Raw genomic sequence first — 25,675 nt, forward strand, 5'->3', positions numbered from 1 at the left:
GGCCGGGTCTCGCCCCGGCGGGCGACCTACTTTTCTTTGCTTCGCCAAAGAAACGTAGGCAAAAGAAAGGCGACCCTGCTGTCTGCGTCCCTCCGCTTCGCTGCGGGCAACCTGCGGTGCTCACGTTTCGCGGGGTCTCGCCCAAACTCGCTCCGCTCAAACAAGGGCGAGCCCTGATCCGCGAAACGCTGCGCTCCTCGGCGCATACAGAAGGGCTTTGGATACCAACGGGCCATCGCTTCGCTCGGCACCTGAACACCTCACGAGCCTTCGCTTCGCTCGGCTTGCATTGCTCCCTCTCCCCTTGGGGAGAGGGTTGGGGTGAGGGTCCGCGGCACAGAAACACCGCCTCGCGCGCATGAAGGCCGATGCCCTCACCCCCGCCCTCTCCCCAAGGGGAGAGGGAGCAAGTCCGCCCGCCGAGCGAAGCAAAGGCCCGATCCCAGGCCGAGCGAAGCGACGGCCCGCCCGGTATCGAAGCCCCTCTGTATGCGCCGAGGAGCGCAGCGTTTCGCGGATCAGGGCTCGCAGCTGTTTGAGCGAAGCGAGTTCTGCAAGACCCCGCGAAACGCGAGCACCGCAGGTTGCCCGTAGCGAAGCGGAGGGACGCAGACAGTGGGGTCGCCTTTCTTTTGCCTACGTTTCTTTGGCGAAGCAAAGAAAAGTAGGTCGCCTGCCGGGGCGAGACCCGGCCCCGGAAAACAAACAAGCAACAGGAGATGAACCAGATCAAGCCGTCTCCTCCTCAAGCTCCGAAGAAGACCGCCGACCACTCCCCCCACCCAACCGATCAAACGCCAAATAAATAACCGGCGTAGTAAACAAAGTCAGCAGCTGACTAACGATCAACCCACCAAAGATGGCAAGCCCCAGAGGACGCCTCAACTCAGCCCCATCCCCAAAACTCAACATCAAAGGCACAGCAGCAAACAAAGCCGCCAGCGTAGTCATCAAGATCGGACGAAACCGCAACAGAGCAGCTTGATGAATGGCTTCACGCGCTGACTTCCCCTGCGTCCTCTCAGCATCGATAGCAAAGTCGATCATCATGATCGCGTTCTTCTTCACGATGCCGATCAGCAGAATGATCCCGATGATCCCGATCACCCCCAGGTCATTGCCGGTAATCATCAGCGCCAACAAAGCCCCAACCCCAGCAGAAGGCAACGTAGACAAAATCGTCAACGGATGCACATAGCTCTCGTACAGCACCCCCAACACGATGTACACGCAAACCACCGCCGCCAGAATCAACCACAGCTGATTCGACAAAGACTTCTCATAAGCCCCCGAAGCCCCCAGAAAAGTCATCGTCACACTGCCCGGCAACCCGATCTCTTTCGCAGCCGCGCGAATCGCCGCAACAGAACCACCGAGCGCCACCCCCGGCGCCGTATCGAAGTTCAACGTGCTCGCCGGGTACTGCGCCACGTGCGTGATCTGCAACGGCGCCTGCCGCTCGCTGATCTCCGCAAAGGCCGACAGCGGCGTCGCCGTGCCCGAGCCCGCAATGAGGTTCAACTGCCCCAGCGTCTGCGGCGTGTTCACCATGCCGGGCTGCGCCTCCAGAATCACGCGGTACTGATTCGTCTCCGTAAAAATGGTCGACACGATGCGCTGGCCGAAGGCGCTGTACAGCGCGTCGTCCACCGAACTCGCAGTGATCGACAGCCGCGATGCCGTGTCGCGGTTCACGTTCACATACGCAGCCAGGCCTTGCGCGCCGGCATCGCTGCTCACGTTGCGCACCTTGTCCGACTCCTGCAGCTTCGCCACGAGCTTCTGCATCCACTCGGTGACGAGCGCGCTGTTCACGCCTTCCAGCGACACGCGGTACTCGGTCGGGCCGGTCTCGGCATCGATGGTCAGGTCTTGCGTGGGCTGCAGGTACAGCGTGAGGCCTGCCACCTTCTGCACGCGCTCGCGCAGGCGGCCCATCACCTCCTGCTGGTTGTCGTGGCTCTTGGTCAGGTTGATGAGCATGCTGCCGGTGTGCAGCATCGTGTTGTTGGCCGCGTCCACGCCGACAAACGAACTCAGATTCTCGACGTCATGGTCTTCAAGAATGGCGCGCGCAGCTTGCTGCTGTAGTTGCGCCATGCGCTCGAAAGAGACGTCTTGCGCGGCCTGCACGCGGGCCTGCAACTGGCCGGTGTCCTGCGTGGGGAACAGGCCCTTGGGAATCGTGAGGTACAGCACCACGGTCAGCACCATGGTGAGCAGCGCCACCAGCAGCGTGAGCGGCTGGTGCGCGATCACCCAGTGCAGCGAGCGGTCGTAGCGCACCATCACGCCGTCGAAGAAACGCTGGGCGCGCGCGCCGAAGCCGGTGCCCGACGCGTCTTTCTTCGGCTCGTGCTTGAGCCAGCGCGCGGACATCATCGGCACCAGCGTGAGCGAGACCACGCCCGAGATCAGGATGGTGATCGCCAGCGTCACGGCGAACTCGCGGAACAGGCGGCCCACCACGTCGCCCATGAACAGCAACGGGATCAGCACGGCGATGAGCGACACAGTCAGCGAGATGATGGTGAAGCCGATCTGCGCCGCGCCCTTGAACGCGGCCTGCAGCGGCTTCTCGCCCTCCTCGATGTAGCGCGCGATGTTCTCGATCATGACGATCGCGTCGTCCACCACGAAGCCGGTGGCGATGGTCAGCGCCATCAGGCTCAGGTTGTTCAGGCTGTAGCCCAGCAGGTACATCAGGCCGAAGCTGCCGATGAGCGAGATCGGCACGGCGATGCTGGCGATGACGGTGGCGCGCAGGCTGCCCAGGAACGCAAAGATCACCAGCACCACGAGCACCACGGCCAGCACCAGTTCCATCTCGACGTGCTGCACCGACGAGCGGATGCCGGCGGTGCGGTCGCTCAGCACCTCGATCTGCAGGCCCGCGGGCAGGCCGGCCTGCAGTTCGGGCAGCTGCTTCTTGATGGCGTTGACGGTGGCGATCACGTTGGCGCCGGGCTGGCGCTGCACGTTCAGGATGATGGCCGGCGTGAGCTGCACTTCGCCATCGACCTTGCGCCCGGACCAGGCGCCCAGCTGTGCGTTCTCGGCGCTGTTGACCACGCGCGCCACATCGACCATGCGGATCGGCGCGCCGTTCTTGTAGCTGACGATGAGGTTCTTGTAGTCGTCGACCGTGAGCAGCTGGTCGTTCGAGTTGATGGTGTAGGCGCGCTTGGGGCCGTCGAAGCTGCCCTTGGCGCCATTGGAGTTGGCCGCGCTGATCGCGGTGCGCAGCGAATCCAGCCCGATGCCGTTGGCCGCCAGCGCCTGCGTGTTGGCCTGGATGCGCACGGCCGGGCGCTGCCCGCCGCTGAGCGACACGAGGCCCACGCCCGAGACCTGGCTGATCTTCTGCGCGAGCCGGGTGTTCACGAGGTTCTGCACCTCGGTGAGCGGCAGCGTGTCGGAGGTGATGGCCAGCGTGAGCACCGGCGCGTCGGCCGGGTTGACCTTGGCATACACCGGCGGCGCGGGCAGGTCGGCCGGCAGCAGCGAGCCGCCGGCGTTGATGGCGGCCTGCACTTCCTGTTCGGCGACGTCGAGCGTCTGGCCCAGCGAGAACTGCAGCGTGATGATCGACACGCCCGCCGCGCTGGTCGAGCTCATGCGGTCGAGCCCCGACATCTGGCCGAACTGGCGCTCCAGCGGCGCGGTGACGGTGTTGCTCATGACCTCGGGGCTGGCCCCGGGGTAGAGCGTCTGGACCTGGATGGTCGGGTAGTCGACCTGCGGCAGCGCCGCCAGCGGCAGGAAGCGAAACGCCACCAAGCCGGCCAGCACGATGGCCAGCATCAGCAGCGAGGTGGCGACCGGCCGCAGGATGAACGGGCGCGAGGGGCTCATGGACTGCGCCGTCCCTCACCGCCGCGTTCGCCGCCGGCACCGCCGCGCTCGGACTGACGTTGCCAGCGCTCCAGCGCGGCGGGGTCGCCGCGGTCGAGGGCTTCGAGGAAACGCTTGCGGCGTTCAAGCTGTTCGGGGTCGTCCTTGGCCGCGTCGAGCATGCGCTGGCGCTGCTCGGGGGTGGGGAGCTTGGCGGGTGTGGCTGCGGGTGCAGGGGCTGCTGCAGGTGCAGGCGTTGTTGCCGCTGGCGCTGCAGCCGGCGCCGCCGCTTCGGCCGGACGGGCACCGCCGCCTTGCGCACCACCCGCACCGCCGGCGCCTTCCTGCCGACGTCCTCCACGCCGTCCACCCGGCGCTGCTGCGCCGGAGGCCGCACCGGCCGGCCGGTCGACCGTGGTCTGCACGCGTGCGCCGTCCTTCAGGCGGTCGCCGCCTTCGGTCACCACGGTTTCTCCGGGCTGCAGGCCCTTGGTGATCGAGGCGAATTCGACGCTCGATTCACCGCGCGTCACCGGCCGCTGCGACGCCGTGTTCTCGGCCGTCACCACGTACACGTAGTCGCCGTTCGGGCCGTACCGCAGCGCCGTGACCGGCACCACCACCGCGCTGCTCACGGTGCGCAGCAGCAGCCGCAGGTTGACGAACTGGTTCGGGAACAGTGCGCCGTCGGCGTTGGTGAAGCGCGCCTTGGCCTTCACGGTGCCGGTCTGCGTGTCGACCATGTTGTCGAGCGTGGAAAAACTGCCCTCGGCCAGCCGGCGTGTGCGCGTGCGGTCGAAGGCGGTGGTAGCGAGCGTGGCGCCCTGCCCCAGCCGCTCCTGCACCTCGGGCACGCGGTCTTGCGGAATGGCGAACTCGACGTCGATGGGCGCGATCTGCGTGATGGTGGCCACGCCGCCCGTGCTGCCGGTCGAGATGTAGTTGCCCGCGTCCACCGGCCGCAGGCCGATGCGCCCGCTCACCGGCGCCGTGATGCGGCTCCAGGTCAGGTTGAGCTTGGCGGTGTTTTCGTTGGCGCGGTCGATGGCCACGGTGCCTTCGAGCTGCTTGACCAGCGCGGCCTGGGTGTCGACGTCCTGGCGGGCGATGGAGTCTTGCCCGAGCAGCGTCTGGTAGCGCTGCAGCGTGACGCGCGCCGCGGCCAGCTGCGCCTCGTCGCGCTGGCGTGCACCGGCGGCCTGCGCCAGCGCGTTCTCGAAGGGCTGCGGGTCGATGGTGGCGAGCACGTCGCCCTTCTTGACCATCTGGCCTTCCTTGAACAGCACGGCCGTGAGCACGCCCGACACCTGCGGCTGCACCGTCACATTGGCCAGCGGCGTGACCGTGCCCAGCGCTTCGAGCTGCACCGGAATGTCGGCCTGCCGCGCGATGGCGGTGCCGACGGTGCTGGAGGCCGCGCCGCCGCCGCCACCACCCGCTCGCCCACCCGGACCACCGCCGCCGGGCCGTCCTGCGCCACCACCTGGTCCTCGAGGTCCACCCGCGCCGGGCGTCGGTGCTTTGGAACGCTGGATCAAATACCAGGCACCGCCCCCGAGGGCCACCAGCAGAAGCAGGGCCATCAGGCTCCCGAACCAGCGGCGCCGGCGCGCCGGAGGATGGGTCGGCGACACGACGGGTGGCAGGGGCTCGGGGGGCGTTTGGGAATCCATGGGCGGTGCGTGCGAAGGGGTGCGAAAAGGCAGCCGGAAGGGAGGCGGTCTAGAGTACAGCGCGAAATATCACTCCCCAAGTTTTCCGTGCCGTAAAGCGACGGTAAAGCTTCCGTTTGCATACATCTGTCGCGACCTTCCGCCCGCCATTCACGCCGGCGGCCGGCACTTCACGCCGCCCACCCGCATTTCGTCGCATGGCCGTGGCGGGGGCCGGACGGCATCGGCACAGTCCGCTCCATCGATTCCCTGCCCCCTTTGTCTTCTTCTTCCAACCGAACGGAGCCTCCCATGCTGATGCAAATCCTTCTTCACACCCCGAAGTGGGTGTTCGCCGTGTTCGTCCTGCTGGCCTGGCTCGGCGGCCGGCAGCTCGTGGCCAACCGCCTCGGCCTGAACCGCGTGCTGGTGATGCCGGTCGCGATGGCCGGCCTGTCGTTCTTCGGCGTGGTGTCGGTGTTCGGCGACTCGGCCGGCGCCCTGCTCGGCTGGGCCGTGGCGGCGCTGCTGCTCGTGGCGCTGGTGCTGCGCCGTCCGTTGCCTGCGACCACGCGCTACGACGCGGCGGCCCGCCAGTTCGAGGTGGCCGGCACCGCGGTGCCGCTGATGCTCATGATGGGCATCTTCTTCACCAAATACGTGGTGGGCGTGTCGCTGGCCATGCACCCCGAGCTGCGCCACCACGTGGCCTTCGCCCTGGGCGTGCCCGCGCTGTACGGCGCCTTCAGCGGCATCTTCGCGGCCCGTGCCGCGCGCCTGTGGCGGCTGGCCGCGGCGTCGGGTGCGATGGTCAGCGGCGCCCGCGCGGCCTAAGATTCCGCCCAACTCAGCCCCGCCTGCCCTTAGACGCCAGGAACCGCCATGACCGTGCTCGTGTTGATCCTCAAGATTTCCGTCACGGTGGTGCTGCTCGCCTCGCTGGCCGAAGCGCTGGTGCTGTCCTGGCGCAACGGCTGGCGCAGCTACGACTGGAAGGCGGCCGGCATTTCGGTGTTCGACTTTCTGGTGCGCGAATACCCGCTGCGCTGGCTGCTGCCGCTGGCCTTCTGGGTCGGCGCGATGGACTGGCTCTACGCCCACCGGCTCTTCACGCTGCCGATGGACCACTGGACCGGCTGGCTCGCCTGCTTCATCGGGCAGGAGTTCTGCTACTACTGGTACCACCGCGCCGCGCACCGCGTGCGCTGGTTCTGGTGCACCCACGCCGTGCACCATTCGCCGAACGAGCTGAACCTGTCGGCTGCCTACCGCTTCGGCTGGACCGGCCGGCTCACCGGCACCCTGGCCTTCTTCCTGCTCGCGCCGCTCCTGGGCATGCCGCCGCGGATCATCTTGCTGATGCTCACGCTGAACCTGCTCTACCAGTTCTGGATTCACGCGACCTGGATTCCGAAGCTCGGCCCGCTTGAATGGGTGCTCAACACGCCCTCGGCCCACCGCGTGCACCACGCCTCGAACCTGGAGTACCTGGACGGCAACTACGGCGGCGTGCTGATCGTGTTCGATCGCCTGTTCGGCACCTACATCCCCGAGCGCGCCGACCTGCCCTGCCGCTACGGTCTGGTGAAGCCGATCACCTCGTACAACCTGTTCGAGATCGAGTTCAGCCAGTGGCGCGACCTGTGGCGCGACCTGCGTTCGGCGCGTTCGCTGCGTGCCTTCGTCGGTTATCTGGTGAAGCCGCCGGGCTGGCGGCCGGACGGGCCGGGCGAAACCACCGAAGAGCTGCGCCAGCGCGCGGCATTGACCGCGGAACCCGAGCCTGCCGACGGCCCACTCGTGGCCGGCCTGGGCATCGAGCGCTCCTGAGAACGACCGAAAGACGTCCGTGAACCTTCAACCCTCTCATCTGGCATTTGCCGCCGGCACCGTCGCCTACATGGTGATCCGCGCCATGTTCCAGCGCCACGGCGCATCCGGCGCCAAGGCGCACAGCCGGGCCGATGCACGCGACCGCCTGCTGATCGTGACCGTGGGCCTCGGCCAGATCGGACTGCCCGCCGTCCTGATGCTGACGCCCTGGCTGGATGCCGCCCACTACGCCCGGCCCGAGGCGCTGGCCTGGGTCGGCGCCGTGGTGATGGCGGCTGGACTGTGGCTGTTCTGGCGCTCGCACGCCGACCTGGGCGCCAGCTGGTCGGTCACGCTGGAACTCAACCCCAACCACCGCCTCGTCACACAGGGCGTCTACCGCCGCATCCGGCACCCGATGTACGCCTCGTTCTTCGCCATGGCGATCGGCCAGGCCCTGCTGCTGAACAACTGGATCGCCGGCGGCGCCGCGCTGCTGGCCGTCGGCCTGCTCTACGCCGTGCGTACGCCGCGGGAGGAGCGAATGATGCTCGAGTCCTTCGGCGACGAATACCGCACCTACATGCGGCGCACCGGCGGCATCCTGCCGCGCGCCACCACATCCTGACCCGCCCACATGAGGAGAACTGTCATGAACACATCCACCCCGTCGAACCGCGCCGACGCCGACCTTGAAAAGCGCGCCCGCCGCCGCGCCGGCGCCAAGATGGGCTGGTTCATCCATGCTTTCGTCTACGTGGTCGTCAACGTCGGGCTGGTCGGGCTCGCCGCCTCGCGCGGCCACAACTGGGCCGTCTACCCGCTCATGGGCTGGGGCCTGGGCCTGCTGATCCATGGCGCCGTGGTCTGGCTCATTGCGCCCGGTGGCGGCCTGTACGACCGGCTGCTGGAACGCGAGCGCCGCGCGCTGGGCGGCGGGGACCGCCGGTGAGCCTGAGCCCGTCGCTGTCGCCCCTTGCCACCGGGTTCAGTGCCCGGTTCAGCGCCACCAACGTCCAGTCCATGCTGCGGCATGGGCTGATCACCGCCGTCTTCAACTGCCTCATTGCGAGCGCGCTGACCATCGCGGGCGCCGGCGACTGGGCCGACAACCTGGTCTATTCGCTGGCGATCGGCACCGCGAGCTGGCTTTTCATCGATGGCGGCCGGCTCCTCATCACCGGACACCGCGACGCCCTCTGGCCGAAATCGCCGTGGGGCCCGCTGCTGGTCGTGGCGGGTGTGACCTTCGGCTTCTTCATCGGCAACCTCATCGGCGACGCCTGGCGCGGTGCGCCCGCCTTCACCTTCCTCGACCTGCGAGGCCACAAGCTGGCCACGGGCGTCGTCATCACGATCATCGCGGGGTCCGTCATCTGCTTTCTCTTCTACAGCTTCGGCAAGAGCAAGTACATGCAGAGCCAGGTCGAACTGGCCCAACGCAATGCCACCGAAGCGCGGCTCAAGCTGCTCGAAACCCAGCTCGAACCGCACATGCTCTTCAACACGCTGGCCAACCTGCGCGTGCTGATCACCGTCGACCCGCCGCGTGCTGTGGCCATGCTCGACCGCCTCAACAGTTATCTGCGCATGACGCTCAGCGGCTCGCGCGCGTTGTCGCATCCGTTGTCGGCCGAGTTCGATCGGCTGGGTGACTACCTCGAACTGATGTCGGTGCGCATGGGCGAACGCCTGCGCTACACGCTCGACCTGCCCGACGACCTGCGCGACACGCCGGTGCCGCCGCTGCTGCTGCAGCCGTTGGTCGAGAACAGCATCCGCCACGGGCTCGAGCCCCAGGTCGAAGGCGGCGAGATCGCCGTGCGCGCGCGCCGCGAAGCGGGCCAGTTGGTCATCGAGGTGAGCGACACCGGCGTCGGGCTCGATGCGACACAGCAGCCCTCGGAAGGCGGCGGCTTCGGACTCGAACAGGTGCGCGAGCGGCTGGCCACCGTGTACGGCGAGCAAGGCCGCCTGAGCTTGCGCCCCGCGGCCTCGGGCGGCGGTACGTGCGTCACCCTGAACCTTCCCCTGCCTGCCTGACATGCCCCAAGACGACAAGAAGACGATGCCCCTCACCGCCCTCATCGCCGAAGACGAACCCCTGCTGGCCCAGGCCCTGCAGGCCGAACTGGCCGCCGCCTGGCCCGAGCTGCGCGTGGTCGCCATCGCCCGCGACGGCCACAGCGCCGTGCGCGAGGCGCTGAGGCTGCTGCCGCAGGTGCTGTTCTTCGACATCCGCATGCCCGGCCTCGACGGCCTGGCCGCCGCCGCCGAACTGGCCGACAGCTGGCCCACCGACGAGGCGCCGATGCCGCAGCTGGTGTTCGTGACCGCCTACGACGAGTACGCCGCACGCGCCTTCGAGGCCGAGGCCATCGACTACGTGCTCAAGCCCGTGCAGCCCGAGCGCCTGCGCAAGACCGTGGCGCGGCTGCGGCAGGCATTGGCAGCGGCTGCGCCGTCGATGACGCCACCTGTTCCGGCCGACGAGGCGCTGGAGCGCACCCTCGCCCAGTGGCGCCAGGTGCTGGGCGCTGCTGGTGGGACGGGCGGGGCCCCGTCGGCCTCGTCGTCGTCAGCGCCGCTGCGCATGATTGCCGCCAGCGACGCCGGCGGCGCGACCGTGCGCATGGTGCCGATCGACGAGGTGCTGTATTTCGAGGCCGCCGACAAATACCTGCGCGTGCTCACCGCCACGCAGGAATACCTGATTCGCACGCCGCTCAAGCAGCTGCTGCCCCAGCTCGACCCCGACACCTTCTGGCAGGTGCACCGGGCGGTGGTGGTGCGCAGCGCGGCCATCGAGGCGGTGCACCGCGACGAAGTCGGCAAGCTGCACCTCGCGCTGCGCGGGCGGGCCGAGAAGATCCCGGTCAGCCGGCTCTACGCCCATCTGTTTCGCGCCATGTGAAATTTGCGCACCCAGCGCCCAGCAAAAAGCCGGCCTTTTCGGGGCCGGCTTTTTTCATTCAGTCACGAATGGCGTTGTAAATCAGCGCCAGTGGCCGTGCCCATGGCCATGACCGCGGTAGTAGCCGCGACCGTAATAGCGCGGGCCGTAATAGGCCGGCGGCGGTGCGTAGTAGACCGGTGCCGGGCGGTAGTACACCGGCGGCGGCGGGCGGTAGTAGACCGGGGGCGGCGGTGCGTAATACACCGGGGCCGGCGGTGCATAGACCGGGGCCGGGTAGTAGGCGGGAGCGCCCACGCCGACCGCCACGCCGGGCACGCCGACGCCGATCGACCAGCTCACGTCGCCGCGGGCGCTGGCCGAGGTGGCCGCAAACAGGGCACCGAAGGCCACCGCACCGGCGGCGGCCCATTTGAAGAGGGTGGAACGTGTGACGCTCATGATGTGGAACTCCTTGTTGAGGGGGCGTTGTGGGCCCATGTGTGTATTGAACGCCCCAAATGCAAACCGCGTGGACGCTGCAATGTGAAGAGCGTTGCCAAAAGTAACCCCCGCAGGCCCCCCTCTAGAATGACGCGATGACCTCCCCGACCGACAAAAGCGGCACCAAAACGACCGCTGCACCGAGCAATTTCCTGCGCCATGTGATCGAGAACGACCTCGCACAGGGTGCCTACGCAGGCCGCACCTGGGGCGGTTCCCCGGGCGACGCCGCCCACCACGCCCAGGGCATGCCCGACCCCGCCAAGGTCCGCATGCGCTTTCCGCCCGAGCCCAACGGCTACCTGCACATCGGCCATGCCAAGAGCATCTGGCTGAATTTCCAGCTGGCCAAGGAATACGGCGGCGTGTGCCACCTGCGCTTCGACGACACCAACCCCGAGAAGGAAGAGCAGGAGTACGTCGATTCCATCCGCGACGCCGTGAAGTGGCTCGGCTACGAAACCTACCTGGCCGACCGCCCCAGCGCGCCCGGCACGCTGCAGGAACACGAGTACTTCGCCAGCAACTACTTCGACTTCATGTACGAAGCCGCCGAGTACCTGATCGGCGCCGGCCTGGCGTATGTCGACGAGCAGACGCCCGAAGAAATGCGCGCCAACCGCGGCGACTTCAACACGCCCGGCACCGACAGCCGCTTTCGCAGCCGCAGCTCGCAAGAAAACCTGGTGCGTTTTCGCGAGATGCGCGATGGCAAGCTCGCCGACGGCGCCGCCATCCTGCGCGCCAAGATCGACATGGCGAGCCCCAACATCAACATGCGCGACCCCGCGCTGTACCGCATCCGCCGGGCCACCCACCACAACACGGGCGACAAGTGGTGCATCTACCCGATGTACACCTACGCGCACCCCATCGAAGACGCGCTGGAGCAGATCACCCACTCCATCTGCACGCTCGAATTCGAAGACCAGCGCCCCTTCTACGACTGGCTGCTCGACCGCCTGGCCGAAGGCGGCCTGGTCGCCAGCCCGCACCCGCGCCAGTACGAGTTCGCCCGCCTGAACGTGACCCACGTGATGACCAGCAAGCGCAAGCTGCGCCAGTTGGTCGAAGAAAAGCACGTCGACGGCTGGGACGACCCCCGCATGCCCACCATCGCCGGCCTGCGCCGCCGCGGCTACACGCCCGCCGCGCTGCAGCTGTTCTGCGAACGCAGCGGCACCACCAAGTCGGGCGGCTGGATCGAGTACGCCAGCCTCGAGGCTGCGCTGCGCGACACCCTCGAGCCCGTCGCGCCGCGTGCGATGGCCGTGCTCGACCCGGTGAAACTGGTCATCACGAATTGGGGCGAGCTGATGGGCGGCGACGACGTTCTCGACGACTGCTCCGCCCCCGTGCACCCGCACCACCCTGAGATGGGCAAGCGCGAGTTCAAGCTCGGCCGCGAAGTCTGGATCGAGCGCACCGACTACGAAGACGTGCAGCCCAAGGGCTTCTTCCGCCTGTTCCCCGGCAACAAGGTGCGCCTGAAGTACGGCCACGTCATCGAATGCACCGGCGCCACGCGCGACGCCGACGGCAAGCTCCTCGAAGTGCAGGCCACGCTGGTGCCCGACACCAAGAGCGGCACGCCGGGTGCGGACGCGATCAAGGTGAAGGGGAACATCACCTGGGTGGCCGCGGCCGATGCCGTGCAGGCCGAGGTGCGGCTGTACGAGCGCCTGTTCGCCGAAGCCAACCCGGGCAGCGGCGAGCTGCTGGATGAGCTGAACAAGCACAGCCTCGAGGTGTGCACGGCATTCGTCGAGCCGTCGCTGGCGAAGGCGGAAGCTGGCGTGGGCATCCAGTTCGAGCGGCATGGCTACTTCGTGCGCGACGCGAAAGGCGGCGCAGAAGGCAAGCCCGTGTTCAACCGCGCGGCGGGGATGCGGGACAGCTGGGCCAAGTAAGGCCGCTTGCCGCGTTCTCCCGCGAAGCCGGGGCCGTTGTGGCTCCGGCTTTTTTCATGCGCCGGGCGCTTGCAGACCCCGGCTATCCTGTCGGTTCATGAACGCTCCGAGCTCTTCTTCCCGCCTCATCCGCTTCAACAAACCCTACGGCGTCCTCAGCCAGTTCACGCCCGAGGGCCGTTGGCGCGGCCTGAAGGACTTCATCGACCTCCCCGGTGTCTACGTCGCCGGCCGGCTCGATGCCGACAGCGAAGGCCTGCTGCTGCTCACCGACGACGGCAAGCTCCAGGCGCGCATCGCCGATCCGCGCTTCAAGATGGAGAAGACCTACTGGGTGCAGGTGGAGGGCGTGCCGACCGACGAGGCGCTGGCGGCGCTGCGCAACGGCGTGCAGCTCAACGACGGCCCCACACGCCCCGCAACAGCGCGCCTGCTCGATCCGCCGCCCGCCGTGTGGAACCGCGAGCCCCCCATCCGCGAGCGCAAGCTCATTCCCACCGCGTGGCTGGAGCTGGCGATCAGCGAAGGCCGCAACCGCCAGGTGCGGCGCATGACGGCGGCCGTGGGGCTGCCGACGTTGCGCCTCATCCGCGCCGCCATCGGGCCTTACACGCTCGACGGACTGGCGCCCGGAACCTGGCTGGAACAGAACGGCGGCTGAGCCGCCGCACCACCAACTCTTCATTCGAATCCTGTCCATGCACATGAACCTTCCTTTCTCCGACCTCCCCTCCTCTGCCGCATTGAACCGTCGCAGCGCCGTGCTCGGCGCCCTCGGCTTGCTGGCGCTGCCGGCCGGTGCCGCGACCCCGGCCAAGAAAAACAACAAGCCGCAGTCGCCCGACGTCTGGCCGCATGCCTTGCTGGTGCCCGGCGGCGTTGCCCGCCTGTCGCTCGGCCCGGCGGCCACGCGCCCCAAGGCCTTTGCCGGTGACGTGCCCGTGTTGGTGCTCGGCGATCCGATCGAATGGACCGCGCTGGTCGGCATTCCGCTCGCCACCTCACCCGGCGAAGCCAGCATCAGCGTGCGCGCCGAGGGCAAGCCCGATCGCCAGATCGCCTACACCGTGGCCCCGAAGCAGTACCGCGAACAACGCCTGACGGTGGCGCCGCGCAGGGTCGACCTGTCGCCCGAGGACCAGGCCCGCTACAACAAGGAGCGCGATCACCTGACCGGCGTGATGGCCACGCTCACCGACCTGCGCCCCGACACCGCGCTGCAGATGCGCGTGCCCGTGCCGGGCCGCCGCTCCAGCTCGTTCGGCCTGCGCCGCGTGTTCAACGGCCAGTCGCGCAATCCGCACAGCGGCATGGACATCGCGGCCGGCACCGGCACGCCCGTGCTCGCGCCGCTGGCCGGCAGGGTGATCGACACCGGCGACTACCTCTTGCCCGGCGGCACCGTCTGGCTCGACCACGGCGGCGGCCTGCTGACGATGTACTGCCACCTGAGCCGCTGGGACGTGAAGGTCGGCGACGTGCTCAAGGCCGGCGAGCCGCTGGCCGCTGTGGGCGCGACGGGACGGGTGACCGGGCCGCACCTGCATTGGGGGGTGATGCTGAATCGGACGATGGTGGACCCGGCGTTGTTCGTTGCGGGTTGAGACTGAAGAATCACCGGCACTACACTGCGCAAGATGCGCCCCTCCGAAGCTCTGTCCCGCCATCGCGATCGCATTCGCGAGATTGCGCTGAGCCACCATGTCAGCGACGTCCGGGTCTTCGGATCGGCCCTGCGAGGTGACGACGGGGTCGACAGCGACCTCGATCTGCTGGTGGAGCCCACGGCGCAGACCACGCTCATGGACATCGGGGCCATCCGCCATGAGCTGAAGTGCCTGCTGGGCATGGAAGTGGATGTGCTCACGCCCAACGGCTTGCCGCCGAAGTTTCGCGACCAGGTGCTGCGCGAGGCTGTGCCCGTATGAGTCGGGGCGATCCGCTGCGGGTGCCGGACTACCTAGGCCACATCCTGCAGGCCATCGACAACGCCCAGGACTACACGCAAGGTGCCACACTCGATGGCTACCTCGCGGATCGCCGAACACAGGATGCCGTGGTGCGGAACCTGGAAGTCATCGGTGCTGCGTGCAACAACGTCGTCAAGCACCATGCCGACTTCGCCGCAGCGCATTCAGACATCCCGTGGCGCTTCGCCTACGAGATGCGCAATGCGCTCGCGCACGGCTACTTCACGGTCGATCACGCCATCGTCTGGCAAACCATCCTGCGCGATCTGCCGCCGCTGCGGGAACAGATCGAAAAACTCCTGACGTCTTCGTAGCGCCGGGGGCGACAGCACCGCGGAAACACCGCGGCACCTGCTGATCTGCTGAAGAAGAACGCCGCCCTCAGAGTGGCTTGGTCAGATACACCGCCTCGCGCCCCACGATCGTTCGCTGCGCCGGCATGAAGATCGTGCAGTCGTCGCACGGCGCGCGGATTTCGTCCGGGCCGTTGGTGGCGATCAGCTCGCCCTTGGCAAAGGTCTCGAAGCCGATCAGCGGGCGCACGAAGGCGAAGTCTTCCGACTTGATGACGTGCGTCTGCAGCAGCTCGAAGCGGCGCTGCTCGCCGGGCGCGGGCACGGCCGGGTCCTTGTCGATGAGGCCGAAGTGCGCCAGAAAGTCGAGCGAAATGGCGGTGGCCAGCTCGGAGGCCGAGCGCAGGAAATGCTGGCCGCACTCGGCCACCAGCGCCACGCCCTTGCCGTCGGCCTTGCCATGCTGGCCGTGTTGGATCAGCGGCGTGCCCGAGCCCAGGCCGTCGGGCATCACCAGGTGCACCGACGGGCGGCCGATGGCCATGGCGGCCTCGGCGTTGCGGTCGAAGGCCGGGTACACCCAGAACGGGATCACGGGCTGGCTCGTGGAATGGATGTCGAGGATGTGGTCGGCCGCGCTCACCACCGGGCGCAGCACGCGGGCACGGCTCAGCTCGGGGCTGTCCTCGCTGCCGTCGAGCCATTCGGGCGACCACACGCGGTTGAGGTTGTGCACCAGCTGGCGGCTGTCGAAGGGCAGCGCCTCGTTGAAGGACTCGTAGGCCGCCACGTTGGCAAAGCTGATGGTGAGCGTGCCGATCTTCGGGCGCACGCCGGTGTCGAGCAGGTGCGTGGCGGCGGTCATGCCGCAGATCTCGTTGCCGTGCGTCAGCGCATTGATCAGCACGTGCGGGCCGGGCTTGCCGGACTCGAAGCGGTGCACGTAGTCGATGCCGACGTTGCCCTCGCGGTAGGCGGACAGGTCGCGGGGGAGGACTTCGAGGGCGGGGGGCGATTGGGTCATGGGGGATGGAATGGAATGAGCGGCCGGACGAGTTTGCTACAGGTCACAGATTTGTGCCTTTCTTCCCAAAAACAGCGCCCTGAGCCGCAAATTCACATTTGCGAATCATTTTTTGAGCCGATTTATCTAAAATGCGGCTCATGGCCACCTTCGCCCCGCTCTACATCTGGCAGCAGCCCGACTGGCCGCAGCTTCGATTCGAGCTGTCCGAAGCCAGCCCGGCCCTGCTCCGCGCGCGTGAACTCCGAGGGGAAGTGAACGGCATGGCGCGAGCCATCGGCCGGGAAGGGTTGGTCGGCGTCGAGCAGGAACTGTGGACGCAGGAAGCCGTGGCCACCGCCGCCATCGAAGGCGAGCGGCTGGACCTTGCCGCGGTGCGTTCGTCGGTCATGCGGCGCCTCGGCACCGACGATGCCGGCCCGACCGACCGGTACATCGACGGGTTGGTCGAAGTCATCCATGACGCCACGACGAACTTCGATGCACCACTCGACACAGACCGGCTGTGCCGTTGGCAATCGGCGCTCTTTCCGGGCGGCACGACCGGCATCCGGCGCATCGCGGTCGGCCGTTACCGGGATCACGCCGATGCCATGCAGATCGTGAGCGGCCTGCCCGGCAAGGAGGTGGTGCACTACACGGCGCCTCCTTCTTCCACCGTCCCGCGCGAAATGGACGCCTTCCTCGCATGGTTTGCACAGACACGGCACGCGGGCATGGACGGCATTGCGCGCGCCGCCATCGCGCACCTGTGGTTCGAAACCATCCACCCGTTCGAAGATGGCAACGGTCGCGTCGGCCGCGCGGTGGCCGACATGGCGTTGGCACAGGACACAGGCGCTTCCACACGGCTCTTCAGCCTGTCGAGGCAACTGCTCAAAGACCGCAAGGGCTACTACGACGCGTTGGCCGTGGGCCAGTCGGGCGACGCAGACGTCACCCCCTTCGTGCAGTGGTTCGCGCAAGCGTTCGGCGAGGCCTGCATCGCGTCGAGCCAGGTGATCCAGTCGTCACTCGAGCGCTCCCGCTTCTGGGCACGGCATGCACAGCACCCGCTCAACGAGCGGCAACGGGCCTTGCTGCGCCGGCTGCTCGAGGCCGGCGATGGAGGCTTTCTCGGCGGCCTCAATGTGGAGAAGTATCTGAAGATGGTGCGGGTGTCGAAGGCGACAGCCACGCGGGATCTCTCGGAGCTCGTGCAGAACGGCATGCTGTACACCATGGGTCAGGGCAAGGCGGTGCGCTACTACCTTGCCATGCCCGGGTGGACGCACGGTGTCGCGGCCAAAGCCAGCTGAATCCGCTGCGCCCATACCGACTCATCAATTCACCAATTCACCTCACGCTCCGGCGTCGCAGAAATGTGGTGAATCGACAGATCCGCCCCGTCGTATTCCTCTTCCTGCGACAGCCGCAGCCCCATCGTCGCCTTGAGCACGCCGTACACCACGGCACCGCCGATCAGCGCCCAGACCACGCCGAGCAAGGTGCCGATGAGCTGCGCCCACAGGTTCACGCCGCCGATGCCGCCCAGCGCCTGGGTGCCGAAAATGCCGGCCGCGATGCCGCCCCAGGTGCCGCACAGGCCGTGCAGCGGCCACACGCCGAGCACGTCGTCGATCTTCCATTTGTTCTGGGTGCGCGTGAACATGAAGACGAAGATGGCGCCGGCCACGCCGCCCGCCACGAGCGCGCCCAGCGGGTGCATGAGGTCGGAGCCGGCGCACACGGCCACGAGGCCGGCGAGCGGGCCGTTGTAGACGAAGCCGGGGTCGTTCTTGCCCATGGCCAGCGCCACCAGCGTGCCGCCGACCATCGCCATCAGCGAGTTGACGGCGACGAGGCCCGAGATCTTGTCGATGCTCTGCGCGCTCATCACGTTGAAGCCGAACCAGCCCACGCACAGCACCCACGCGCCCAGCGCCAGGAACGGGATGTTCGACGGCGGGTGTGCGCTCAGCGAGCCGTCGCCGCGGTAGCGGTTGCGGCGCGCGCCCAACAAGAGCACAGCCGGCAGCGCGAGCCAGCCGCCCACGGCGTGCACGACGACCGAGCCGGCGAAGTCATGGAACTCATGACCCGTGACCGAAGCGATCCAGGCCTGGATGCCGAAGGCCTTGTTCCAGGCAATGCCCTCGTACAGCGGGTAGACGAAACCGACGATGACCGCGGTGGCGATCAGCTGCGGCCAGAACTTGGCGCGCTCGGCGATGCCGCCCGAGATGATGGCCGGAATGGCCGCTGCGAAGGTCAGCAGGAAGAAGAACTTCACCAGCTCGTAGCCGCTTCTTGCCGACAGTTCGGTGGCGCTGACGAAGAAATGCGTGCCGTAGGCCACGCCGTAGCCCACCAGGAAGTACACGATGGTCGACACCGAGAAGTCGACCAGGATCTTGACCAGCGCATTGACCTGGTTCTTCTTGCGCACGGTGCCCAGTTCCAGAAAGGCAAAGCCGGCATGCATGGCCAGGACCATGATGGCGCCGAGAAGGATGAACAGCGCATCAGCGCCCTGTTTGAGTGCGTCCATGAGAGCTTCTTGCAGGTTTTTGGTTTGATTTGGTGCGTCGCACCCGAACGGCTCGGGGCGCCGGCGCAAGAAAGCAAAAATGGTGCCTGGAGGCTCTTTGATGGTGCGAAACGACCCAAGAATGGGCCGATTCCGCAGGGCGCGCACCGGATCGGAACGCGCCGAAGCGCTCAGCCCGCGCCGCCGCGCAGCGCGTCGCGATAGCGCCGGCTGCAGGGCACGGTCGTGCCGTCGTGCATGTGCAGCCGGGCATCGCCGCCGTCGAGCGGCTCGATCTCCTTGATGCGGCCCAGGTTCACCGCGTGGCTGCGGTGCACGCGCACGAAGGTGGCGGGGTCGAGCTGGGTCAGGAAGTCGGTGAGCGTGGCGCGCAGCAGGTAGTCGTGGCCGTTGACGTGCAGGCCGACGTAGTTGCCCTCGGCCTGCAGCCAGTCGATGTCGGTGGCGGCGATGAGGAATTCGCGGCGCAGCTTGCGCACGAGAAAACGTTCGGGGCGGGCAACAACGGACAGTGGCGCCGGCGGCGCTTCGACAGCGGGCGCGGGAGGCATGGCAGCGTCGGTGGGCGGCCCGGCTGCCACCAGCGGCACCGCGGCCTCGGCCGCCCCTGCGTCCTCCGGCGCATCGAGCACCCGTGCCTCCCCCTGCAGCCGCAGCATGAACAGCCGATAGGCCCAGATGCCGAAGACCATCGACGCGTACGCGCGCACGTCCTTCAGGTATTCGTAGCCCCACTGGCCGCGCCAGTCCGCGAAGTCGTAGCGCTCGCCGACCGCTGCGTAGGCCAGCGCGCGCAGCGCGAACATGGCCACCACGTGCACCACGCTGAAGACCACGCTGGCCACCGCATGCCCCACCAGGTAGCGCAGCAGGTGCCTGCGCGGCAGCGGCGACAGCCAGCGCTCGACCGCCACGATGCCCGGCACCAGCGCCAGCAGCACGAGGTGGCTGGAACCCTCCCACACCAGAATCTCCCAGGTGGCGTGCGGCACGGCGCGCCGCCCTGCATCGACCAGCGCCACCGAGGTGTTGAACACGGCCTGCACCGCCATGACCACGATCCAGAAACCCACCTCCACGTACCGTCGGATCGGCTCGTAGCGTTCGTACAGGTTCTTGTGCGGGTCTCGCATGCGGGGAATTCTCGCGAAAACAGGCCCCCGGGGTCGGCCCATTTCGTCCCTGCGGGGCACCGCTCGTCACAAAGCGGGGGCGATCCGTCCCCTCACCGACCCCAGCCGGGGCTGCGGACCCGAGCATCGCGGCTTCTTCGCTTCGAGGCGCTTGCAATGACCACCGCACCCACCCACCCGGCCGACCCGCGCCGCCACGACATCGACGCCCTGCGCGCCCTCGCCTTCCTGCTCGTCATCGTCTATCACGTGGGCATGTACTACGTGGCCGACTGGCCCTGGCACCTGAAAAGCCCGCACGCGGCCGAGTGGCTGCCGTGGCCGATGCGGGTGCTGAACCTGTGGCGCATGGACCTGGTGTTTCTCATCTCGGGCGTGTCACTGGGCTTCCTGAGCCGAGGCCAGGGCACCTGGGGGCTGCTGCGCAGCCGGGGCCTGCGGTTGATGCTGCCGCTGGCCTTCGGCATGGCGGTGGTCGTGCCCTACCAGGCCTATGCCGAAGGCGTGGCGCGCGGGCTGGTGGCGCCGGGCTTCGGCGCCTTCCTGCTGCGCTACCTGTCGATGGGTGCGCCGTGGCCCAAGGGGGCGTTCGCGGGGGCGGAGTTCGGCATCACCTGGAACCACCTCTGGTACCTGCCCTACCTGTTTCTCTACACGGCGCTGGTCGCGCTGATGCTGCCGCTGTGGCGCTCGGCCGCCGGGCAGTGGGTGCGCCAGCGCTTCAACGGGCTGCGCGGCTGGCAGCTGCTGGTGCTGCCCGCGCTGCCGCTCGTGGTGTGGACGGTGCTGTTGGCCCGGCACTTCCCGGCCACGCACAACCTGGTGTGGGACTTCCACCTGCACAGCATCTACTTCACCGTGTTCCTCTACGGCTACTGGATGGGCGTGGACACGGGTATCTGGCGCGAGCTCGAACGGCTGCGCCGCGTGTCGCTGCTGCTGGCGGTGGCGGCGATCGGCACGTTCATCGCGCTGCGCGTCGGGGCCAAGGCGCCGCCCACGGGGCTGTTGATGGACGTGCTGCGCAATGCCTACCTGTGGCTCGCGGTCGCCACCATCCTGGGCCATGGCCACCGCTACCTGAACCGCCCCTGGCCGTGGCTGCGCTGGGCCAACGAGTCGGTCTACCCCTGGTACGTGCTGCACCAGACGCTGATCGTCGCGGGCGTGGCGCTGCTGGCACCGCTCGCGCTGGGCCCGGTGTGGGAGCCGATGGTGCTGGTCGCCGTGACGATCGCCGGCTGCTGGTTGTTGACCGACGGGCTGATCCGCCGCGTCGGCTGGCTGCGGCCGTTGTTCGGGCTCAAACGCAAGCCCGAGCCGATGGTGGTTACGCAGCAGCCTGCTTCGGCGTCGTCGACGCCTCGTCCACCGGCACCAGGATGGCATTCGCCGTCGCCACGAGCTTGAGCGCGTCGTCGCCCTGACCGGCAGGCTGCGCGAACAACTCAGCCCCGACGAACACCTGCTTGCGACCCGCCCTCACCACACGCCCGCGCGCCACGAAGGCCTCGCCAATGGCGGGCGAGATGCAGTTGACCGAGAAGTGCGAGGCCAGCACGCGGCCCGCCACGGTGGCGGCCGCGAAGCCGCTCACGGTGTCGAGCAGCGCGGCGATCATGCCCGCGTGCAGGAAGCCGGTGTACTGGCCCATGTCTTCCTCGCGCCATTGCATGCGCAGTTCGGCCTGCCCGTCGGCGGCCTGTGTGACGTCGAAGCCGGCCCAGCGGTTGAAGGCGGCCGAACGGTTGATGGCCTGGATCGTGTCGAGCATGGTGCGTGTCCTCTCAGATGAATCAATGGATGGAAAGTGAGGCCGACTCTAGAAAGCCGGGCCGCCGCGCGCCGTCTCTTGGGTGACCGATTCGCCGCCGGCAGATGCATGCGCGACAGCAGCACGCCCGCGTCACATCGGCGTCACCAAAAAAACTTGGCAACGCCTTAACCCCGTTCGCCCGCCTCGTCCGTAGAAGCAGAGATTCGTCACTGACTTTCTTCCGGAAGGCTTTCCATGCACACACCGTTCTCCGCCCGTCCCCTCCTGCGCGCCACCGCCATCGCCGCCCTCTGGCTGACCGCGGGCGCCGGCGCCCACGCGCAGCTGCAGGCCGATGCCTCGCGCATCACGCAGGTCAAGGTCTACCCCGGCAGTGCCACGGTGGAGCGCGTGGCGCGCGTCGCGGCCGGCAGCCGCTCGGTCACTTTTGCCTGCCTGCCGGCCGGGCTCGACGTGCAGAGCCTGCAGGTGTCCGCCGGCGCGGCGGTGCGCGTGGGCGAGACCTCGGTGCTCAGCGAGGCGCGCGAGCTTTCGGCGAACTGCGCCACCAGCGCGCTCGACGGCCGCATCCGCGAGCTCGAAGACCAGAAGGCCGCGCTGCAGGCCGAGACCGATGCGCTGGGCATGGTCACGGGTTATCTCAAGGGACTGTCGGGTGGCGAGTCGGGCCCCGGCGCGCGTGCGCCGATGGACGCGCGCAACCTCACGGCCGTGACCGACGCGATGCGCCGTTCGGGCCAGGACGCGCTGCTCAAGCAGCACCAGATCCAGCGCCGCCAGACCGACCTCGACCGCCAGCTCAAGCCGCTGCTGGCCGAGCGTGGCCGCACGCAGGGCCAGGGTGCGCAGGTGACGGCGGTGACCGTCACGCTGGCCGCGAGTGCCGACGCCGAGGTGAAGCTCAGCTACCAGGTCAACGGCCCGGGCTGGACGCCGAGCTACCGCGCGCTGCTCGACACCACGACGCGCAAGGTGCGCATCGAGCGCCAGGCGCTGGTGGCGCAGGCCACGGGCGAAGACTGGCGCGGCGTGAAGCTGGTGCTCTCCACCGGCCAGCCGCGCCGCGAGACCACGGGGCGCACGCCGAGCGCATGGCGCATCGGCATCGAGCCGCCGCCGCGCACGAACGCCGACATGGCGTACATGGCCGCGCCGATGCCCGCCGCCGCGCCGGCCGCCATCGCCGCCGACCGCAAGATGGCCATGGAGCGCGCCCGCGAGCCGCTGTTCGACGTGAGCGTGTTCGACAACAGCTTCGCCACCGAATTTGCCGTGCCGCAAAGCATCGACATTCCTTCCAACGGCCAGCGCGTGACGCTGGCGCTGGGCCAGCACGAAGACACGGCGCAGCTCGCTGCACGCACCAGCCCGCGCGTGGACCCGAGCGCCTTCCTGGTCGCCGAGATGGCACAGCCCACGGGCGTGTGGCCGGCCGGCCCGATGCAGCTGTACCGCGACGGCAACTTCGTCGGCCAGGGTCGCTGGAATGCGCCGAGCGACGCGAAGCTCACGCTCTCGTTCGGCCGCGACGAACTGGTGCGCGTGCAGGTCGAGCCCGAGCGCGACAACCAGGGTTCGGGCGGCTTCGCCGGCTCGCGCGCCGAGCGTCAGGTGCAGCGCGCCTACGTGGTCGAGAACCGTCACCGCACGCCGATCGCCGTGCAGGTGCTGGAGGCCGCGCCGGTGTCGGTCGACGAGCAGGTGCGGGTGACCACGCGCTTTGCACCGCAACCTGCCGATCAGGCGTGGAACAAGCAGCCGGGTCTGGCGATGTGGCGCTTCGACCTCGACGCGGGGCAGACGGCGCGCGTGTCGGCGGACTACACGATCGGGTATCCGAAGGATGCGCGGTTGCAGATGCGCTGATGGCGTGTGTTCAGGGCGTGTGCACAGGCCACCGGGTACTTCCCTCCGCGAATGTCCCCCGGGGCTTCGCCCCTCCTCCTTGATTTCGCTGCGGGAAGCACCCAGTGCCCTGCGCACGGGACGCAGCGCTGGTGTTCAGCCGATCAACGACTGCACTGTCCACCGCTCACGTCGATGGGGTGCCTTGCGCAGCGAAATCAAGGAGGAGGGGCGAAGCCCCGGGGGACATTCGCGGAGCAAGGCTCCCCGTCGGCGGGAGCGCCGCCCTGAACACTCAGCCCTTCAAAAATCAAACTTCGCTGACACCTCGAAGGTCCGCCGCGGCGCCAGCAACACCTGGCTCGCGGCACGACCAGTCCATGTCGCGTAGAGCCGGTCCGTCAGATTGCGCACACGAAAACTCAGCAGCGCATTCTTCAAGCGATAGCTCACGGCCGCATCCACCGTCGTGAAGCCGTTGATGCGGATCTGGTTGGCGTTGTCGGTGTACATCGGCCCCGTGTGGTTCAACGACGCGAAGTACTCGAACTTCGAGCCGTCGGGCCGGTAGGTGGCGAAGATGTTGGCCATGCGCTCGGGCACGTTCGGCGGGGTCTTTCCTACGCGCGAGACGTTGCCGGCTTCGACCAGCGTGTCGAAGCGCGCATCGAGCGCCGCGAGGTTGCCCGCCAGCGTCCATTCGCGCGTGGGCTTCCACACGGCCGACAGCTCGAGGCCGCGCGACGACTGGCGGCCATTGTTCACGGTGGTGGCGGCGTTGTTCGGGTCGCGCGAGAGCACGTTGTCGAGTTCGATCTTGTACAGCGCCGCGGTCCACTCCAGGTTGGCTGCGGGCAGGCTCTGCTTGAAGCCCACCTCGGCCTGCTTGCCGCGCGACATCGGGAACGCGGCGTTCGACGCCGAGAGCAGGAACAGCGAACCCACCGGCAGCGTGGCGTTGGTGTACTGCGCGTACAGGCTCGACTGCGGCGACAGGTCGTACACCGCGCCGATGCGCCCCGAGGTGGCGCGGTAGCTCGCGCCGAAGCGCGCGACGCTGCCCGCGTTCAGGTCCCAGATGCGGCGGTCGACCTCGGTGCGGTCGTGGCGCAGGCCGCCGACCAGCGTGAGGTCGCGCATCGGCTTGAGCGCGTCTTCCACGAAGACCGAGGCGACCTTCACGCGCGAGAAGGTGTCGGCGCGGTTGCCCGCGCCGGTGGTCAGCGCGGGGTTGTCGTCGAAGTAGCCGGTGTACGGGTCGAACACCGGCACGCGCAGTTGCATGGCGGTGGCGGCGCTGCTGTTCGAGAAGCGGCGCTGGCTGCCGAAGCGCGTCTCGCTGTACTCGCCGCCGACGACGAAGCGGTTGTCCAGCCCGGCGATCTTTCCCTTGTGCGTGGCGTCGAAGCGGTCGAGCCAGAAGTCCTGGTCGTGCGTGATGAGCGTCTGGTCGCGCGCGATGCTGGCCGGCGGCACGAAGGTGGCGCTTTCGGAATTGCGGAACATGCGCTTCGACTGGTTGGCCGAGAACTCGTTGCGCCACGACCAGCCGCTGTTTAGCTGACCCGTGAGGCGTGCGCGCAGCCAGTAGGTTTCTGAGGAGTTCTCGTCGTCGCGCACGTTGTAGTTGGTGCGCGCCATGCGCCGGTCGATCACGCGGCCGTCGGGCGTGCTGACGACGTTGGTGGGTTGCGTGGCGAAGCTGCGCGGCACGAGCGGCGTGCCCCAGTAGGCGTCGTTGTCGTCGCGCAGGTAGTCGAACGACAGGTCGAGCTTCACCGAGCCGCCCAGGTCCACCAGCAGGCCGCTCGTGAAGTGGTCGATGCGCTCGCCGTTGCGGTCGATGGTGCCCACCTGGGTGTCGTTGCGGCTGTAGTCGAGCCGGTAGGCGCTGGCCTCGCCCAGCGCGCCGCCGAAGCCGAAGGCCGCGCGCGTGGAGCCGTAGCTGCCGTACGAGAGCAGCGCTTCCTTGTGCGGGTTGCTGCGGTCGGGCCGCTTGGTCACGAAGTTGACGATGCCGCCGATGGCGCCCTCGCCGTCGAGCACCGAGGCCGGGCCCTTGAGCACTTCGATGCGCTCGTAGTTCCAGGTGTCCTGCACGCGGTTGGTGACGCCCGCACCCGAACTGCGCACGCCGTCGTAGAGGTACATGAGGCTGGTGAAGCCGCGCAGCGACAGCGTGGTCGGCGACGAGGGCGGACCGCCGCCCGACAGGCCCGCCATGCCGCGCAGCGCTTCGCTGAAGGTGCGCGCGCCGCGCTGCTGGATCGCGTCCTGCGACAGGATCTCGACCGAGGCCGGCGTCTCGCGCACCGACAGGCCCAGGCGCGAGGCGGTGCTGCTCGAATCATCGAGGTGCAGGCTGTTCGCGTCGCGGCTGCCTTCGATGGTGACGGTGCCGAGTTCGGCATTGCTGCTGCCTTGTGCGGAGGCAACCTGGAAAGCGGTGAAGGCGGCCAGCGCGACGGCGGTGCGGGTGAACGGGGTCATGGAACGGT

Annotated in this window: 22 protein-coding genes; 14 read left to right on the forward strand and 8 right to left on the reverse strand. The window is 68.1% G+C overall.

Features of this window, described 5'->3' with window-relative positions; genetic code table 11:
- Positions 1-729: 729 nt before the first annotated feature.
- Both CLU95_RS05755 and CLU95_RS05760 read right to left on the reverse strand, forming a co-directional pair.
- Positions 730-3,855, reverse strand: a complete 3,126-nt coding sequence (locus CLU95_RS05755) for an efflux RND transporter permease subunit (RefSeq protein ID WP_099791252.1) — start codon at positions 3,853-3,855, stop codon at positions 730-732.
- Entirely contained in the window at positions 3,852-5,507 is a 1,656-nt protein-coding gene (locus CLU95_RS05760) for an efflux RND transporter periplasmic adaptor subunit (protein ID WP_099791254.1), read from the reverse strand. The genes CLU95_RS05755 and CLU95_RS05760 overlap by 4 nt, the downstream gene beginning before the upstream one ends.
- A 291-nt stretch (positions 5,508-5,798) precedes the next feature.
- Between CLU95_RS05760 and CLU95_RS05765 the strand changes: the two genes are divergently transcribed.
- The 6 genes from CLU95_RS05765 (at position 5,799) to CLU95_RS05790 (ending at position 10,212) form a co-directional block, all read left to right on the forward strand.
- Complete coding sequence (locus CLU95_RS05765; RefSeq protein WP_099791256.1) at positions 5,799-6,320, forward strand: DUF6622 family protein; 522 nt, start codon at positions 5,799-5,801, stop codon at positions 6,318-6,320.
- 48 nt (positions 6,321-6,368) lie between these two features.
- Positions 6,369-7,316, forward strand: coding sequence for a sterol desaturase family protein (locus CLU95_RS05770; RefSeq protein ID WP_099791258.1), 948 nt, complete (start codon positions 6,369-6,371; stop codon positions 7,314-7,316).
- Between the two features lie 19 nt (positions 7,317-7,335).
- Positions 7,336-7,926, forward strand: a complete 591-nt coding sequence (locus CLU95_RS05775) for a protein-S-isoprenylcysteine O-methyltransferase (protein ID WP_257214543.1) — start codon at positions 7,336-7,338, stop codon at positions 7,924-7,926.
- 24 nt (positions 7,927-7,950) lie between these two features.
- Positions 7,951-8,250 (forward strand): 2TM domain-containing protein, encoded by a 300-nt coding sequence (locus CLU95_RS05780; protein WP_099791262.1) that lies wholly within the window; start codon positions 7,951-7,953, stop codon positions 8,248-8,250.
- A gap of 71 nt (positions 8,251-8,321) precedes the next feature.
- On the forward strand, positions 8,322-9,341 hold the full coding sequence (locus CLU95_RS05785; RefSeq protein ID WP_099797134.1) for a sensor histidine kinase: 1,020 nt from the start codon (positions 8,322-8,324) through the stop codon (positions 9,339-9,341).
- Positions 9,342-9,366: 25 nt separating this feature from the next.
- The gene (locus tag CLU95_RS05790; RefSeq protein ID WP_099797135.1) at positions 9,367-10,212 is read left to right on the forward strand and encodes a LytR/AlgR family response regulator transcription factor; all 846 of its coding nucleotides are present in this window, start codon (positions 9,367-9,369) and stop codon (positions 10,210-10,212) included.
- A gap of 81 nt (positions 10,213-10,293) precedes the next feature.
- On the opposite strand, the gene CLU95_RS05795 is transcribed toward CLU95_RS05790, so the two are convergent.
- Positions 10,294-10,653, reverse strand: a complete 360-nt coding sequence (locus tag CLU95_RS05795) for a hypothetical protein (protein ID WP_099791263.1) — start codon at positions 10,651-10,653, stop codon at positions 10,294-10,296.
- A 137-nt stretch (positions 10,654-10,790) separates the two neighbouring features.
- On the opposite strand from CLU95_RS05795, the gene CLU95_RS05800 reads away from it, so the two are divergent.
- The 5 genes from CLU95_RS05800 (at position 10,791) to CLU95_RS05820 (ending at position 14,889) form a co-directional block, all read left to right on the forward strand.
- The gene (locus CLU95_RS05800; protein ID WP_099791265.1) at positions 10,791-12,605 is read left to right on the forward strand and encodes a glutamine--tRNA ligase/YqeY domain fusion protein; all 1,815 of its coding nucleotides are present in this window, start codon (positions 10,791-10,793) and stop codon (positions 12,603-12,605) included.
- Between the two features lie 97 nt (positions 12,606-12,702).
- A complete protein-coding gene (locus tag CLU95_RS05805) occupies positions 12,703-13,266 on the forward strand; it encodes an rRNA large subunit pseudouridine synthase E (RefSeq protein ID WP_099791267.1) in 564 nt (187 codons plus the stop codon).
- Between the two features lie 43 nt (positions 13,267-13,309).
- Positions 13,310-14,209 (forward strand): peptidoglycan DD-metalloendopeptidase family protein, encoded by a 900-nt coding sequence (locus tag CLU95_RS05810; RefSeq protein WP_373668326.1) that lies wholly within the window; start codon positions 13,310-13,312, stop codon positions 14,207-14,209.
- 33 nt (positions 14,210-14,242) lie between these two features.
- Complete coding sequence (locus tag CLU95_RS05815; protein WP_099791271.1) at positions 14,243-14,533, forward strand: nucleotidyltransferase family protein; 291 nt, start codon at positions 14,243-14,245, stop codon at positions 14,531-14,533.
- Positions 14,530-14,889 carry a HepT-like ribonuclease domain-containing protein gene (locus tag CLU95_RS05820; protein ID WP_099791273.1) on the forward strand — a complete coding sequence of 120 codons (360 nt, stop codon included), beginning with the start codon at positions 14,530-14,532 and terminating at the stop codon, positions 14,887-14,889. Before CLU95_RS05815 ends, CLU95_RS05820 begins: the two co-directional genes overlap by 4 nt.
- A 67-nt stretch (positions 14,890-14,956) precedes the next feature.
- On the opposite strand, the gene CLU95_RS05825 is transcribed toward CLU95_RS05820, so the two are convergent.
- Positions 14,957-15,892 carry a succinylglutamate desuccinylase/aspartoacylase domain-containing protein gene (locus tag CLU95_RS05825; RefSeq protein WP_099791275.1) on the reverse strand — a complete coding sequence of 312 codons (936 nt, stop codon included), beginning with the start codon at positions 15,890-15,892 and terminating at the stop codon, positions 14,957-14,959.
- A gap of 140 nt (positions 15,893-16,032) precedes the next feature.
- Here CLU95_RS05825 and CLU95_RS05830 point away from each other — a divergent pair, with 140 nt between their 5' ends.
- Complete coding sequence (locus CLU95_RS05830) at positions 16,033-17,190, forward strand: Fic family protein (RefSeq protein WP_257214545.1); 1,158 nt, start codon at positions 16,033-16,035, stop codon at positions 17,188-17,190.
- A 29-nt stretch (positions 17,191-17,219) separates the two neighbouring features.
- On the opposite strand, the gene CLU95_RS05835 is transcribed toward CLU95_RS05830, so the two are convergent.
- Positions 17,220-18,422, reverse strand: coding sequence for an ammonium transporter (locus CLU95_RS05835; protein WP_099791279.1), 1,203 nt, complete (start codon positions 18,420-18,422; stop codon positions 17,220-17,222).
- A gap of 170 nt (positions 18,423-18,592) precedes the next feature.
- The gene (locus CLU95_RS05840; protein ID WP_099791281.1) at positions 18,593-19,555 is read right to left on the reverse strand and encodes a LytTR family DNA-binding domain-containing protein; all 963 of its coding nucleotides are present in this window, start codon (positions 19,553-19,555) and stop codon (positions 18,593-18,595) included.
- Positions 19,556-19,711: 156 nt separating this feature from the next.
- On the opposite strand from CLU95_RS05840, the gene CLU95_RS05845 reads away from it, so the two are divergent.
- Positions 19,712-20,965, forward strand: a complete 1,254-nt coding sequence (locus tag CLU95_RS05845; RefSeq protein WP_099791283.1) for an acyltransferase family protein — start codon at positions 19,712-19,714, stop codon at positions 20,963-20,965.
- Here CLU95_RS05845 and CLU95_RS05850 read toward each other — a convergent pair.
- On the reverse strand, positions 20,886-21,329 hold the full coding sequence (locus CLU95_RS05850; RefSeq protein WP_099791285.1) for a PaaI family thioesterase: 444 nt from the start codon (positions 21,327-21,329) through the stop codon (positions 20,886-20,888). The two genes, CLU95_RS05845 and CLU95_RS05850, sit on opposite strands and share 80 nt — an antisense overlap.
- Before the next feature lie 237 nt (positions 21,330-21,566).
- Here CLU95_RS05850 and CLU95_RS05855 point away from each other — a divergent pair, with 237 nt between their 5' ends.
- The gene (locus CLU95_RS05855; protein WP_099791287.1) at positions 21,567-23,198 is read left to right on the forward strand and encodes a DUF4139 domain-containing protein; all 1,632 of its coding nucleotides are present in this window, start codon (positions 21,567-21,569) and stop codon (positions 23,196-23,198) included.
- Between the two features lie 282 nt (positions 23,199-23,480).
- Here CLU95_RS05855 and CLU95_RS05860 read toward each other — a convergent pair whose 3' ends face one another.
- Positions 23,481-25,667, reverse strand: a complete 2,187-nt coding sequence (locus tag CLU95_RS05860; RefSeq protein WP_099791289.1) for a TonB-dependent receptor — start codon at positions 25,665-25,667, stop codon at positions 23,481-23,483.
- Between the last annotated feature and the right edge of the window lie 8 nt (positions 25,668-25,675).

The organism is Variovorax sp. 54, assembly GCF_002754375.1.
In the GTDB taxonomy this organism is placed as follows: Bacteria; Pseudomonadota; Gammaproteobacteria; order Burkholderiales; family Burkholderiaceae_C; genus Variovorax.

Bases quoted from the DNA above. Each gene is read 5' to 3' on its own strand.
- CLU95_RS05755 (WP_099791252.1), bottom strand. From the start codon at position 3,855: ATGAGCCCCTCGCGCCCGTTCATCCTGCGGCCGGTCGCCACCTCGCTG.
- CLU95_RS05760 (WP_099791254.1), bottom strand. From the start codon at position 5,507: ATGGATTCCCAAACGCCCCCCGAGCCCCTGCCACCCGTCGTGTCGCCG.
- CLU95_RS05765 (WP_099791256.1), top strand. From the start codon at position 5,799: ATGCTGATGCAAATCCTTCTTCACACCCCGAAGTGGGTGTTCGCCGTG.
- CLU95_RS05770 (WP_099791258.1), top strand. From the start codon at position 6,369: ATGACCGTGCTCGTGTTGATCCTCAAGATTTCCGTCACGGTGGTGCTG.
- CLU95_RS05780 (WP_099791262.1), top strand. From the start codon at position 7,951: ATGAACACATCCACCCCGTCGAACCGCGCCGACGCCGACCTTGAAAAG.
- CLU95_RS05785 (WP_099797134.1), top strand. From the start codon at position 8,322: ATGCTGCGGCATGGGCTGATCACCGCCGTCTTCAACTGCCTCATTGCG.
- CLU95_RS05790 (WP_099797135.1), top strand. From the start codon at position 9,367: ATGCCCCTCACCGCCCTCATCGCCGAAGACGAACCCCTGCTGGCCCAG.
- CLU95_RS05795 (WP_099791263.1), bottom strand. From the start codon at position 10,653: ATGAGCGTCACACGTTCCACCCTCTTCAAATGGGCCGCCGCCGGTGCG.
- CLU95_RS05800 (WP_099791265.1), top strand. From the start codon at position 10,791: ATGACCTCCCCGACCGACAAAAGCGGCACCAAAACGACCGCTGCACCG.
- CLU95_RS05805 (WP_099791267.1), top strand. From the start codon at position 12,703: ATGAACGCTCCGAGCTCTTCTTCCCGCCTCATCCGCTTCAACAAACCC.
- CLU95_RS05810 (WP_373668326.1), top strand. From the start codon at position 13,310: ATGAACCTTCCTTTCTCCGACCTCCCCTCCTCTGCCGCATTGAACCGT.
- CLU95_RS05815 (WP_099791271.1), top strand. From the start codon at position 14,243: ATGCGCCCCTCCGAAGCTCTGTCCCGCCATCGCGATCGCATTCGCGAG.
- CLU95_RS05820 (WP_099791273.1), top strand. From the start codon at position 14,530: ATGAGTCGGGGCGATCCGCTGCGGGTGCCGGACTACCTAGGCCACATC.
- CLU95_RS05825 (WP_099791275.1), bottom strand. From the start codon at position 15,892: ATGACCCAATCGCCCCCCGCCCTCGAAGTCCTCCCCCGCGACCTGTCC.
- CLU95_RS05830 (WP_257214545.1), top strand. From the start codon at position 16,033: ATGGCCACCTTCGCCCCGCTCTACATCTGGCAGCAGCCCGACTGGCCG.
- CLU95_RS05835 (WP_099791279.1), bottom strand. From the start codon at position 18,422: ATGGACGCACTCAAACAGGGCGCTGATGCGCTGTTCATCCTTCTCGGC.
- CLU95_RS05840 (WP_099791281.1), bottom strand. From the start codon at position 19,555: ATGCGAGACCCGCACAAGAACCTGTACGAACGCTACGAGCCGATCCGA.
- CLU95_RS05845 (WP_099791283.1), top strand. From the start codon at position 19,712: ATGACCACCGCACCCACCCACCCGGCCGACCCGCGCCGCCACGACATC.
- CLU95_RS05850 (WP_099791285.1), bottom strand. From the start codon at position 21,329: ATGCTCGACACGATCCAGGCCATCAACCGTTCGGCCGCCTTCAACCGC.
- CLU95_RS05855 (WP_099791287.1), top strand. From the start codon at position 21,567: ATGCACACACCGTTCTCCGCCCGTCCCCTCCTGCGCGCCACCGCCATC.
- CLU95_RS05860 (WP_099791289.1), bottom strand. From the start codon at position 25,667: ATGACCCCGTTCACCCGCACCGCCGTCGCGCTGGCCGCCTTCACCGCT.